This window comes from Lactobacillus sp. ESL0237 (assembly GCF_003692985.1).
Lineage (GTDB): Bacteria > Bacillota > Bacilli > Lactobacillales > Lactobacillaceae > Lactobacillus > Lactobacillus bombicola.
Map to the genome: position 1 here is coordinate 1 of NZ_REHE01000015.1, position 11,481 is coordinate 11,481.

Genomic DNA, 11,481 nt, shown 5'->3' on the forward strand with positions numbered 1-11,481 from the left:
TTGAAATTCCTGACGGACCAGTCATTGTAGAAAACGTTTCTGCTGAATTAGTATTTTTCACAGGTCCCATGGATTTGGTGTTAGATTTAACACTTACTTTCACACTACTTTTTGCTGCTTCAATCTTGTTGCCACTTAAAGATAACAAAGAAATAGTTAACATCATAGTAACTAGTACCAATAATCTATTTATTTTTTCAATACATATACCTCTATTTCTATAAAACTATATTTATATAGTAGCATATTATGTGTTATTTAAATAATTATATAATGCTTTTAATTGGTATATGTATTGTTCTTACAATCCTCGTGCGCAGTAGGGAGTTACGTATCGCTATTGCGGCAGCAGGAATCGAACCTACTTACAACCATTACCGCAGCTCTTTGCTTTGTCTTTGCATTAAATTGAATTGCATCAACAACAACTGGTTTCTTTTTATATTTCATGTTTCGCTCCAAACAAAAGGACGGCTGTTGAGTCGTTCTTTTGATAATTATATTTATTTCAGATATATAAAGGATTGTGGTGCATATTTAATTCCAATCTTATCTAAAGAAAATGGATCTTCATACTTTTTTATTTTTTGCAGTTTAATTGCATAGCCTTTATCTCTACCCTTGAAATAGTTATAAAAAAAAGATTCATCTATACCTGAAACATCCTTTGTTCTATTCCAAATAGTCTGTGGTGTATCTTCAATAATATGATCCACAGTAAATTCACCAACAACTTTAGAAATAGGACTGCTAGCATAAATAACGACTCCATTTACATTTTTATTTTTAAATATAACTTTTCTAAATTCATATTTTTTTTCACCCGAAAAAATCTTTTTTACGTATTCAGGTTTAATTGATAATAAGGCTTTCATTCATTTCTGCTCCTCTAAAAATATTTACGAACTGCTTCTCAGTTAGTTTTACATAACCATAATACTGTGGAGACACTCCATAAATATTTTATAATTTATCTAAATTTATTCTTTTTTTCAATGGAAGTAAATAAACCATTTTAATTACAATACCTTCTTTTTTCCGGTTAAACCACAATTTTAATTCATTTTTTGAAAAAACAGTTCCTGATCCTACAAACTTTTCAAAATCTTTATAGCTTAAAAAGCTTGAAATCTTTCTAGAATCAATAACTCTCATAATTGAAGTAATAACAGATCTATATCTTGGATACCCATTATCAAATTCATCTTTTAGCCTATACATATAAATTAAATCACCATTAGATAATTCCTTTGTATATTCAATAAACGATATATATGATTTTAAAACCGTATTAGAAGCTGCACAGTCATCAATTTTTGCATCTTCATTTCTCAATCTAACTTCTGGGAAAAACTTTGAATGATAATTTGCTTTAATGGCTAGCCATGCAAAATTTTTAGCGGCTTTAATATTTATAAACGGAAAATTTAATAGAGAATTATTTTTTTCGGAATTCTCATTTTTATATTTTCTATTCTTAACATAAATTTCTTAATTTGTTTTACCATTGATACCATATTTTTCAAAGCCGAAGTTTTTTAAAAGATTTATTAATTTTTCTTGTTTACTGAAGGTTGTTACATATACTTCTTCATTATCAGAAAAAGCAAATTTTCTTAAAGCATAAGCAATAAATCTATGCCCCATAATAGTTCCTGGTGAATCGATTTTAAAAGTTCCTATCTTCATTCTTTTTTTCTTATAAAAATAAGGAATAAAATTAGCATTTTCTTCAAATTCATTTTTTAAATACATAAATGCTTTAATATTACCATCAACTTTTACTATAGTTGCTACAGCAGACTGTGATGCTTTTCTATTAAACCAGTCATCAAATCCATCATAATCTTTTCTTAAAGAGTCGAAAAAGTTATCATTCAAATCAATTTCACTAAAATTAGCTTCTTTAATAAAGTCGTCATTCATTTTAATTCTCCTATAATGTTTTTATATAATTTGATTAAACATCAAAAAAATATGGCTTTCAAGCCTTTTTTAACTAAAAACTTTATAGAATAGTTTATATTGCATAGGAATTATCCTAGTCTTTCGACTATACATATTTTTGCATATTTCAATCCTCCTGCGTTCCTCGAATATTCATCATAAATTCCTCGAATATTCATCGTAAATTCCTCCAAAATTCCTTTTGTAAATTATCAAATCTACTTTATCTTCGAAGTTAAACTTTTCTTGAGTGGTATTCCAGCTCTCGGCAAATTCATATAGTGCTCTTTCACGGTATTTAGGATAAGCGTTATGACTGATATGGATATCTTGCCTAACTTGCCATTCTTTTTTTAAGTCTAGATACTTACTAATTAGTAATTGTGGAGAGACGCCCCTAGTATGGAGCATTGTATACTTAATCGCCTGTAGTGCAGTTAGTGCAGCTAAGCTGTTAACCATGCCTTCTTCTGCGTGATTAACCCCATTAGTATGCATCGGAGCCTTTGATAATTGTGGGCTTGATAGACTAACGCCAGCTCGTAAACTAAGCCTTTGACACTGCTTTGATAAAAACATATTTGCATTTTTAGCTGTAGCTTCAATGTCTGGCTCAGCCCAGAAACCCGTTTGCTCCATACTTAATCTAATCCTTTCGTGCAAATCTTACGGTGTAAGATATATTGATCTCCCTTGTTTAACTTTCTCCACGGCACAAAGCCAGATAACCTTTCCAACTTATAGCCAGCCTCATAAAGACACTGCTTCGTTCGCTCATAATAATCACTCGCATGTGCCATTAAAATGCCAAAATTGCGATAATTTCCGGTATAAATAAGTTGTCCAGTTGAAATAGCAACTACCCTATACTTGAACTTAGGTTTTGCTCTAATATGATATTTAGCCGCTAGTAACCGAGTTCTCTTGACAGTTACACCCATTTCTTGAGCAACTTCAGCGTTTGAATAACCTTCTTTCAACATATCCACTATTAATTCATCATCACTAATTTGCAAAATACGCTTGCTTTCTTCTTCAGCTGCAAAGATCAACTGTCTGAGCTTCTTTAAAATCGGATTACTTTCAGGAACTAAACTTAGCGAACCAAACTTGTCTTCCAGTTGATGGATTAAATCATAAGGTAATCGCATATTTACCTCCCTCCTAGATATCATCGTGCCACAAGGCTGTCACTTCTACTTGTGGCTTTTCTCCGTACCATTTTTCAACGGTCAAATCGACTACTTGCTTATCGTCTCTATATAGCCCTTCGCTTATGCACACAGCCTTGTGCAATGCGTGATTAACTTTCATCTTGGGATTAAGCCCATCTAATACAATCTTCGCTATATTGTCGCTGTCAGGCTTTTTAGTTGGTCTTTCTTCGCCACTCAGACACCTTGCCTTGCGCTTTTTTGAATAAGAAGTCGGTATTCCGAAATAAACTTTGATAGAAATAGCCATATCCTGCGATATTGGCTTATTTATGTTATGCGCTCTTCTGGCAACTTGAGCACTGTACCTAACTTGATCTTCATAATGATGCGTTTTATCAGGTGTGTAAGTAATTACATGATCATTTTGCCTAGAAAATCGTGGTCTTGCTTTACTTTTAGGTTCCCCAGGGACGATAAACTTCAAACAACGTTCCATACTCTCCTCCTAGAATGGCAAGTCATCGTCACTAATATCAATCGTGTCACCTGAACCACTAAATGGGTCTTGTGGGGCGTTGCTATTGTTACTAGTAGAATTATTACCACTGTTGCTATAACCGCCGTCATTCCCCATATTTGCGCTATTTTGCCTATCCTTTTTAGATTCGAGCAATGAAAAGCTATCAACGACTACTTCAGTTACATACACTTTCTGCCCATTTTGGCCATCGTATGATCTAGTTTGAATTCGACCATCAATACCAACAAGTGACCCTTTTGACGTAAAGTTACAGAAGTTCTCTGCAGCCTTACGCCAAATGACACAACTGATAAAGTCCGCTTCTCTTTCACCTTGAGCGTTAGTATACTGCCGATTAACAGCAAGCGTAAATGTGGCTACTGACAGCCCACTCTGCGTTGTTTTTAATTCCGGATCTCGTGTTAAGCGACCAACAAGTACAACTCGATTAATCATTTTCGGTCTCCTTTTTTCTATAAGAATAGTAAGCAACTACTATATTTTCGATAAAGAAAAACGCTGAGCATAGTGTGGCAAATAATGCTATTTTGCTTTGCCATATAAAATAGGCAATTACAGCAATTACTAAAATTCCACCCCAAGCTTTCGTATTACTTGCCCTTTTTTCAAATTTACTTTGCCAATCATTAGTTACTTCCATTTTTTATTACCTCGCTTGTTCTTTAATTGTTTTATTAACAAAGTCGTACGTTTCTTGGTCAACCACTGCTTCAGCATATGAGCCATTGTCAGCAATGAAGAATGACACCACTAACTTGCTTTCTTTTTCTTCAGCACCGAAGAAATAATCGAGTGGTATTGCCCACCACTTGTTAATGGTCCAGTCCTTAAAAACCAACATGTCATTTACTACTTCCATCAGCTTCCCCCTCTTCTATGCTTCGCTTGGTCACCTTTACATCTGCGAATTTTTCGTTTTCATCCAACGGATAGCTGTCGGGCACGTGCCCTAAGAACACGTACTTGCCATCTTTGTTTTTGCGATATAATTTTTTAACGTGTGGCATTGTCAATCCTCCATATACTTCTTTTCAAAATCCACAAAAAATTGATGTGCCTTTTGTAGTTCTTCTTGTTCTTTTCTTTGAAAAGCGCCAATACCATGTTCACAGTCGTATTCATACTGCTGGTCTGCTCGCTCATGCCATATCTTTGAGTAGATACTGTCCCAGTCAGAAGTCTGCTTATATTCGTGAACGCTTGTCGGCAATTTTTGTAAAATCAATGACACGGCTCTTATCTCCTTCCTGCATCCGGCTGACCAATCTTTCGTGATACGTCTTGTATAACTCGTCCATGCTTAAATTGGTCGTCGTGATAATGCGCTGGTTGCTTTCGTAGATGTCAAAGATAGTGTCTTGTACAAACGACGTGGCCATGTTGTTAGCACTCTCGGCGCCTAGGTCATCTAAGACGACTAAGTTGGCGTCGTGCACAATATCCGTTACGTGCTTCGGTGACCACAATCCCATCTTGTCGCTGAACCAGTTCTTCATCTCTCGAATCAATTTGTTGACGCTGATGAACAAACATCTTTCCATCGGGTCTGCGTTGTCGTTAACAGCATTAAGTATGGCCATGGTCAAGTGAGTCTTACCAGCTCCTGCGTTGCCATAAAACAAGCTATTGCCCTTTCTGTCGGGGTATTTAAGATAAGCACCCGCGATGAGTCGGGCACTCTGCTTGGCTACTGCCTCAACAGAATTATCTTGTGCTTTAAAATTATCGATAGAGCAACTGAATACATCTCTTCTGTCTACTAGAGACGCCCTCTTTAAAAATCCCCTGTTTTGCTGTATCCGCAAGTTCTCGTGCATCCGCCTATCCTGTTCTTGGATTTGCTCATGCTGGCAAACTTCACAGAATGGTGTTACTTTGTCAATTCCGCTTAGATAGACTAAGTGGCTTTCGGGATGCTTAGGGCACGTCTTATCCGACTTACGGAGGCGATGCTCAATCATCCTGATAGTTTCCTGTGTAATTCCTGTCATTTTATCCTCCTAGAATGGTAATTCATCCTCATTAACGCCCTCAATCTCACCGTTAGTAAATGCATCTGGAGCAAAATCAGCGTGTTGGGGTACATTCGGCGTTTTTTCGTTGAGATACCCCTCAAACTTAGTCCCAAACAGCGTTTGAGGTCGTAGATACTTGTTCATCTTAGAATCGTGCAACCAAGTTGCGCACTTGTTTTGGATGACCATTTTGAAATCTTCTAATGAGTACCCTTCTTTGCCCCGTGCATCTATCAATCGCTTGCTGACCGCAGATGATGACTTGTACTTAGTACCTGCCTTCTCGTTAAGATAGTCAATCACTTCTTTGTAGATAGCTGGTTCTGCCTTGGCGGAACTATATATATCTTTATCTGTAGTAGTCTCTGTGTAGTCTCTGGTATTGGTGTGCTCATTTTGAGCACATCGTCTGCTCATCAATTCGTCTAGCTTTTCTTCATCGATTGAATACCATTTAGTCTTATCGAACCCTGCTTTATTAAAATTGCCGGTAATAACAATCCCTTGTTCTTCAAGCTTAGTGAATGTTCTTCTTATAGTTGATTTAGAAAAGAATGGGAAACTGTCCTTTTTCCAATTATCATAAGTGTTGTAAATCCATCTTCTGCCATTGATCTGTTTAGCTGATTTTGAATGCAGCCAATAATTTAATTGTTGCAAAACCATTGCTTCTCTATCGCCATTTGACCCTAGTGCAACTGCGAGGTCAGTATCAATCACAATTGGATGTTTGCTGTATAGCCATTTTGCTTTCATCTGATTACTTCCCTCCAGAGAGTTTTTGGAATGCTTCCAAATCTTTGCCTTTTAAGGTATTGGCAAAATTCTGGGCATTCTGATTTCCTTCCATTGCGTGTTTGACAACCAAACTCATCAGTACGTTTTGGCCATTATAGTCAACCGTGTAGTTTTCCCAACTGTGCTGGCTTGGCTTGGCTGACGATTGCCTTACTGGTCGCGGCTTAGATGCTTGCTCATTGCTCTTCTCCTCAGGTAAATCCTCCCCTGCATAGACACTTAAGCCTAATCCCGCAATTGCTAGTGCTTTTACCAAAGCTCGTTGCTGGGTCTTATTAATTTCAAAATAGGTTGCTTGGGATAAAGCTTTGTTGCGGTAATCCATGACAAACAGCTTTGAGCTGTACTCTTGTCCCTCAATGGTCACAACTGCTTCAACTTCATATCCGGCAGCCGTTTGTCGATAGTCAACATCTCTGCCAGTAGCTACCCAGCCCTCTTTAGTTAGAATGTATTCAGGAAATTCTGTGATTTTGTAGTTTGCGTCTGGGTATGCTTGCTTAACTAATTTCCATGCATTCGCCCAACTGAGATAATCTAGTCTGCCCTTTTTGTCTAAGTAGGGCTTAACATCAATTTCCGATAAGGTAGCAAAGACACTCTTTTTACTTTCAGTCATCATGCATTCCTCCTTAACTAATTATTGTTCTGCGGTTAGGCTCTAGATGTGCCCCTGGTACTTCCACGCCATCTTTTAAATCCTTATATATTTGATTTGTGTTAACTCTAGTAGATTCAGTTACTTTAGTAATTTTGTATTTATCTGGCAGTTTTTTCTCATCTGAAATAATGGTTTTTTGTCTTGCACCTCGTGTCTTTAAAAGATAGTGTTTCGTTTGAAGTTGCTTAATATGGGCGTTGTCTATAACGTCGGTCATATATTTTTGTAGATTGTCTTTCTGCTTTTCTAAATGACTTTTTTGTTCTGATAGTTCTTTAATCTTTTTAACAAGGAAAGCAATATTAGCTATATCCCGCTCAATCAATCCAGCTAAACCGTCAAGCTTTTCATCTCTAGTTAATTCCAGTGAATCAAGCGTATCTTTAAGTGTCTGTGGGTCAATGTCGTCACGGTCTGCAATTTGCTTAATTGCATCATTAATTTCAAATAAATTCATAATTCAGTACCTCACTCAAACAAATCGCTAAGTTTTACGCCGTTGTAGCAATCAACTAGGACATCAGTCATGTTATCTAAGCCCATCATTAAGTCATCGATAAAATCGTATTTTCTTCTGTAGCCTAGTTCATCAGCCAACTTGTCAATCGAGCCGCCATTAGCTTTAAGCCTGCTTCTTAAGTAATCTGCAGCATCATCATATGCATAGTCAATATCGTTGGCATAATCTGTGTTGATGATCGATTCAGTCTTGTCATAAAGCAAAATTGCATCTGGATCATCTTTTGCCAGGCTACGCATTTCTTCATCTTGATTGATTTGATAAATAGTTTTCGATAATTTTTTGCCAGTTTTAACTTCCATATGGTATAATCTCCTTATATGGTTTATATTTTGAGTCCGATTGCTGTCGGACTTTTTTTGTGTCTAAAACGGTTCTGGGCAGCTGGCTAAACAAATTAGCGGTAGTACCGTAACAATTACTATTAGCAAGAAGAACACGATTGCGCCTTTCTTCGATAGTGGCGGCTCGCCGTTGCTCCCGAAGTCTGTCCATGTGTTTAAAAATTCTGTCCATTTTTCAATCAACCTTTCAATCATGGTAATTTCGCGTTCCAATCTATTTCACATCTGTTTTTGTCTAGCCATTCTTGTGCTGGCTTTTCAAAAATGAAGGTACGACTCCCTTCTTCAGTCTTGCGTGGATTGACTACCCAACCTCCATTTTTAATATTGGTTTCTGGAAATTCGTCAAAGATGAATAGTCTTATCCACTTATCCGACTTGCTTCCGCAATACTTTTTCGAGAATTCTTTCATCTTGATTGTTTTGCCTTCCAGCGACTCAGCTGGAACATAGCCACGCTCTTGCATAATTGCATCCACAACGGTAATTAATGCACCAGTCGGAATTGGCAATTCAATGACATCTTTGACATCTTTCGTTTCCATTAGTTTTCTTCCTTTCTTGATATAATTAAGTCATCTCAACTAAGGAGGTGATTATATGAAACTTGATCAAGACTGCGTTCGTGACGTTTTGCTCTATCATGAGCATAAAAGATAACGCCATAACTTTTTGTATTTTGTTTTAAAATTTTCGAGTAATCATTTGATTGCTCTTTTTTATTGCTGTCTTTTTCCATCATTACGCCTCTTTAGCTTCATAACGATCAAACCATTCTTGCTGATTTGCTAAATTTAATGCCTTTTCAGCTATAGTGCGCCAAACATGTGGTGTCGGATACCATTTGCCATCAACTACTTCGCTGGCTTGATTTTCAGCTGAATCAACAAGAAATTTAAGTTCCTGCACCGACCTAGTCATTTCTTTATCGCGCTTATCAAATTCTTCTTTTGTATACTTCATGTTTTGAACTCCTTCTTAGTATTCCTTTTCCCAAACTTTGTATTTGATAGCGAAATCTTTAACCACTGCCATGTAGATTTGCTTAAGTCGCTTGTCAGCATCAATTACATCTAATCTGTTCAAACGATCAATTGCTGACTTGCATGAACCGTTAAGTGCCATTCTTTGCCTTAAATTAGTCAGTCTAGTTTTTAAGCTTGAACCTGCTCGTGCATCTACCTCTTTATAAATGTTACCTTGAATTTGTTGGTAAGCTCCAAAACCACCTTCGGTCTTAGCCATTTTGTGAATTAAACCTTGTGCTGTTTTACGCCACTCGGTCGTATTTAAACTAACGATTTCAGTAATGTTGTCTACCTTTTGGTCTAACCGCTTAATTTTTCTTTCGTGTTCAGCATTTACTTTTAGCATCTGGCTAAACATCTGCAGCTCCGGACTAAGTTCTTGCATATCCAATTGATCCTGCTTGTATTGCTTTTCAACTTGGATAAAATATTGACGTGCCTGCTTCCCCTTATCATTTCGCTGTATCATAGAAATTTCTTTAGCCATATCTAAAGTCATGGCGTGATCATTTTTTACTTGAAATCCTCCGTTTGCTATTGGACATTTTTGTCCAACTTTAATGAAATCAGTCTTCTCAGCAAATCCATATCCACACATTCTTGTAAACCACTTTGTGTATGGCGTTTCTATTTCTAAAAATTTATGTAACTCACGACCACTAACCGCAATCTTTCCACTGCTGTCTATTGTTGTTTTAATTAATTCCTGCATGATGTTTCCTTCTTTCTAAATTCCTAAGATTTTGGCAGCTTTAGTTCTAATCTTTTTAGAACTTGGCATATTATCGCCTTTCAATGCACGAGAAACCTGTGCCTGACTAGTACCAATCAATTCACTTAACTCTTTATGCGTCATATGACGCTTAATCAAAGCTATTTTGAATTTAATTTCTAAATTCTCAGTGGCTCTTTCTAATTCTTCTTCAACCATAACCGTTACTCCTTTCAGTATTTTTTTAATCAAGTTCTTGACTTATTTAGACAATCGGCTATACTTAAGTCATGACAAATAAGCAAATAAACGTTGCTATATCAATCTTCACTCGCCAAAGTAATTGAATTGATAGGCTAGTTTTTTCTTGCTTAATTACTTGATGAATTAAATATAAGATAATTGTCTAAATAAGTCAAGCTAATTGTCTAAATTATTTTTATGAATTTGGAGAAATGCTTTTATGACACTATTTGATAACTTAAAAATCATGGCAAAAAAACATGGGATGAGTTTGCTACAAATAAATGAAAAAGCGGGTTTAGGTAAAAATGCAATTTACAAATGGAGAACTCAGAAACCATCTACAGAAAATTTGCAAAAGGTAGCTAAAGTCCTTCACACGTCTACTGATTACCTTTTAGGAAATACAGACGATTCCTCACCTGTTTCTAAAGATCATCACGCAGTAGACATAGAAAACGACGAATTATTATCTTATCGCGGTCGCCCTATTCCAGATGATTATCTAGATATTATAAAAAATTTGATGGATTCTGATATTGAACACGGTAGGAAGCGGTGATTTTTTGACTGACTTAATGCAATTTTTGTTTGACTTCACTTTTTCACAAGGATTTGGCGTTGCTCAAATTTCTAAAGATGAAGAGTATCGCCCCCTTGCTGATAAAACTAGAAATTTAATTATTATTAACACTAATTGGAAAAATAAATCTGAATTACCTTTCATTATTGGCCATGAAATAGGACATCTAAAGAGCATCATGCTGACTTGTATTCACTGAACCTAATCTTTGACTACGCCACACGACAATACGATTGTTTTAATGAGCCAAGCGAATTTATGCAAGCATATGGTATACCGGTACGCATGTATGATGATGTGGTTGAATTATTTAGAAAACACAATGATTTATTGTTTTAAAAATAAAAAAAGCCTTCAAGATTCGGGTTGACAGTTGAATCTTGAAAGCTAATATAACAATACGCTTAAAATAATAACGCTTACTATATATAATTTTATCATAGTTTTTAATGCTAAAAGAGGTAAAAATGAAACAAAAGCACTGTGGAGTATGCGGTAAGAAAATAGGCTTATGGTCATCACAATATGTTTTAAAAGATGGCATAATTTGTAATAATTGTGCTACTAAAACTCAGCTTTTGAAAAAGTCAAGCCAAGCTAAAATGGATGATTATTTTCAATCTCATACAATTGCTGAAATACACAACTTGCTTAATATTTCAAACCAATCTTCAAATAATGAAAACCAAAAAATAAGCGATTCTTCAAATAAAGCAAATTCTTTTTTTGATATTTTTCATGTTCGCGAATTAAAAGAAGAGATTGTAAATTTAAAGACTGAGAATGCTAATTTAAAGAAAGAAACTGAGCTTAAATTGAGCGTTCAGCAAATGAAACCTGTTGAACTTGATGCTCTTATTGAAAAAAAGAATTCTGAATTGAATGAATTAGATAAAATAATTAAGACTAAGCAGAATAAAGAAAAACAACTT

The 11,481-nt window shown here is 35.7% G+C and carries 25 protein-coding genes; 4 read left to right on the forward strand and 21 right to left on the reverse strand.

Features of this window, described 5'->3' with window-relative positions:
- Window positions 1–224 (forward strand): hypothetical protein (locus tag F5ESL0237_RS08555; RefSeq protein ID WP_233559617.1); only part of this gene is annotated, 224 nt, incomplete at its 5' end.
- A gap of 279 nt (window positions 225–503) precedes the next feature.
- Here the strand turns inward: F5ESL0237_RS08555 and F5ESL0237_RS08105 are convergent.
- From F5ESL0237_RS08105 to F5ESL0237_RS08200, 21 genes are all read right to left on the reverse strand, one after another.
- Entirely contained in the window at window positions 504–875 is a 372-nt protein-coding gene (locus F5ESL0237_RS08105) for a hypothetical protein (RefSeq protein ID WP_122025084.1), read from the reverse strand.
- 88 nt (window positions 876–963) lie between these two features.
- The gene (locus F5ESL0237_RS08110) at window positions 964–1,335 is read right to left on the reverse strand and encodes a hypothetical protein (RefSeq protein ID WP_122025085.1); all 372 of its coding nucleotides are present in this window, start codon (window positions 1,333–1,335) and stop codon (window positions 964–966) included.
- Between the two features lie 156 nt (window positions 1,336–1,491).
- Entirely contained in the window at window positions 1,492–1,926 is a 435-nt protein-coding gene (locus F5ESL0237_RS08115; RefSeq protein WP_122025086.1) for a hypothetical protein, read from the reverse strand.
- A gap of 177 nt (window positions 1,927–2,103) precedes the next feature.
- Window positions 2,104–2,586, reverse strand: a complete 483-nt coding sequence (locus tag F5ESL0237_RS08120; protein WP_122025087.1) for an ArpU family phage packaging/lysis transcriptional regulator — start codon at window positions 2,584–2,586, stop codon at window positions 2,104–2,106.
- A gap of 2 nt (window positions 2,587–2,588) precedes the next feature.
- Complete coding sequence (locus tag F5ESL0237_RS08125) at window positions 2,589–3,098, reverse strand: response regulator transcription factor (RefSeq protein WP_122025088.1); 510 nt, start codon at window positions 3,096–3,098, stop codon at window positions 2,589–2,591.
- Between the two features lie 13 nt (window positions 3,099–3,111).
- Complete coding sequence (locus F5ESL0237_RS08130; RefSeq protein WP_122025089.1) at window positions 3,112–3,600, reverse strand: RusA family crossover junction endodeoxyribonuclease; 489 nt, start codon at window positions 3,598–3,600, stop codon at window positions 3,112–3,114.
- A gap of 9 nt (window positions 3,601–3,609) precedes the next feature.
- A complete protein-coding gene (gene ssb / locus F5ESL0237_RS08135; RefSeq protein WP_122025090.1) occupies window positions 3,610–4,080 on the reverse strand; it encodes a single-stranded DNA-binding protein in 471 nt (156 codons plus the stop codon).
- Window positions 4,073–4,285: a hypothetical protein gene (locus F5ESL0237_RS08140; protein ID WP_122025091.1), complete on the reverse strand. Its 213-nt coding sequence runs from the start codon at window positions 4,283–4,285 to the stop codon at window positions 4,073–4,075. The genes ssb and F5ESL0237_RS08140 overlap by 8 nt, the downstream gene beginning before the upstream one ends.
- Before the next feature lie 6 nt (window positions 4,286–4,291).
- Window positions 4,292–4,504 (reverse strand): hypothetical protein, encoded by a 213-nt coding sequence (locus F5ESL0237_RS08145; protein WP_122025092.1) that lies wholly within the window; start codon window positions 4,502–4,504, stop codon window positions 4,292–4,294.
- Window positions 4,488–4,652 carry a hypothetical protein gene (locus F5ESL0237_RS08435; protein ID WP_158592440.1) on the reverse strand — a complete coding sequence of 55 codons (165 nt, stop codon included), beginning with the start codon at window positions 4,650–4,652 and terminating at the stop codon, window positions 4,488–4,490. Before F5ESL0237_RS08435 ends, F5ESL0237_RS08145 begins: the two co-directional genes overlap by 17 nt.
- Before the next feature lie 2 nt (window positions 4,653–4,654).
- Window positions 4,655–4,876, reverse strand: coding sequence for a hypothetical protein (locus tag F5ESL0237_RS08150; protein ID WP_122025389.1), 222 nt, complete (start codon window positions 4,874–4,876; stop codon window positions 4,655–4,657).
- Window positions 4,830–5,636: a DnaA ATPase domain-containing protein gene (locus F5ESL0237_RS08155; RefSeq protein WP_122025094.1), complete on the reverse strand. Its 807-nt coding sequence runs from the start codon at window positions 5,634–5,636 to the stop codon at window positions 4,830–4,832. The genes F5ESL0237_RS08150 and F5ESL0237_RS08155 overlap by 47 nt, the downstream gene beginning before the upstream one ends.
- Before the next feature lie 9 nt (window positions 5,637–5,645).
- Window positions 5,646–6,380, reverse strand: a complete 735-nt coding sequence (locus F5ESL0237_RS08160; protein ID WP_233559618.1) for a conserved phage C-terminal domain-containing protein — start codon at window positions 6,378–6,380, stop codon at window positions 5,646–5,648.
- A 40-nt stretch (window positions 6,381–6,420) separates the two neighbouring features.
- A complete protein-coding gene (locus F5ESL0237_RS08165) occupies window positions 6,421–7,080 on the reverse strand; it encodes a DUF1071 domain-containing protein (RefSeq protein ID WP_233551975.1) in 660 nt (219 codons plus the stop codon).
- 10 nt (window positions 7,081–7,090) lie between these two features.
- Complete coding sequence (locus F5ESL0237_RS08170; protein ID WP_122025097.1) at window positions 7,091–7,576, reverse strand: siphovirus Gp157 family protein; 486 nt, start codon at window positions 7,574–7,576, stop codon at window positions 7,091–7,093.
- 11 nt (window positions 7,577–7,587) lie between these two features.
- Window positions 7,588–7,941: a hypothetical protein gene (locus F5ESL0237_RS08175; RefSeq protein ID WP_122021819.1), complete on the reverse strand. Its 354-nt coding sequence runs from the start codon at window positions 7,939–7,941 to the stop codon at window positions 7,588–7,590.
- Between the two features lie 233 nt (window positions 7,942–8,174).
- Entirely contained in the window at window positions 8,175–8,528 is a 354-nt protein-coding gene (locus F5ESL0237_RS08185; protein WP_122025099.1) for a DUF771 domain-containing protein, read from the reverse strand.
- 35 nt (window positions 8,529–8,563) lie between these two features.
- A complete protein-coding gene (locus F5ESL0237_RS08440) occupies window positions 8,564–8,725 on the reverse strand; it encodes a hypothetical protein (protein ID WP_158592442.1) in 162 nt (53 codons plus the stop codon).
- Entirely contained in the window at window positions 8,725–8,946 is a 222-nt protein-coding gene (locus F5ESL0237_RS08190; protein WP_122025100.1) for a hypothetical protein, read from the reverse strand. The genes F5ESL0237_RS08440 and F5ESL0237_RS08190 overlap by 1 nt, the downstream gene beginning before the upstream one ends.
- A gap of 15 nt (window positions 8,947–8,961) precedes the next feature.
- A complete protein-coding gene (locus F5ESL0237_RS08195; RefSeq protein WP_122025101.1) occupies window positions 8,962–9,723 on the reverse strand; it encodes an antA/AntB antirepressor family protein in 762 nt (253 codons plus the stop codon).
- Window positions 9,724–9,738: 15 nt separating this feature from the next.
- Window positions 9,739–9,942 (reverse strand): helix-turn-helix transcriptional regulator, encoded by a 204-nt coding sequence (locus tag F5ESL0237_RS08200; RefSeq protein ID WP_122025102.1) that lies wholly within the window; start codon window positions 9,940–9,942, stop codon window positions 9,739–9,741.
- Window positions 9,943–10,186: 244 nt separating this feature from the next.
- Here F5ESL0237_RS08200 and F5ESL0237_RS08205 point away from each other — a divergent pair, with 244 nt between their 5' ends.
- From F5ESL0237_RS08205 to F5ESL0237_RS08215, 3 genes are all read left to right on the forward strand, one after another.
- A complete protein-coding gene (locus F5ESL0237_RS08205) occupies window positions 10,187–10,528 on the forward strand; it encodes a helix-turn-helix domain-containing protein (RefSeq protein ID WP_122025103.1) in 342 nt (113 codons plus the stop codon).
- 4 nt (window positions 10,529–10,532) lie between these two features.
- Complete coding sequence (locus F5ESL0237_RS08210) at window positions 10,533–10,748, forward strand: hypothetical protein (RefSeq protein WP_122025104.1); 216 nt, start codon at window positions 10,533–10,535, stop codon at window positions 10,746–10,748.
- Between the two features lie 268 nt (window positions 10,749–11,016).
- Window positions 11,017–11,481, forward strand: a 465-nt coding sequence (locus F5ESL0237_RS08215) for a DUF4428 domain-containing protein (protein ID WP_122025388.1), incomplete at its 3' end; no start/stop codon positions are given.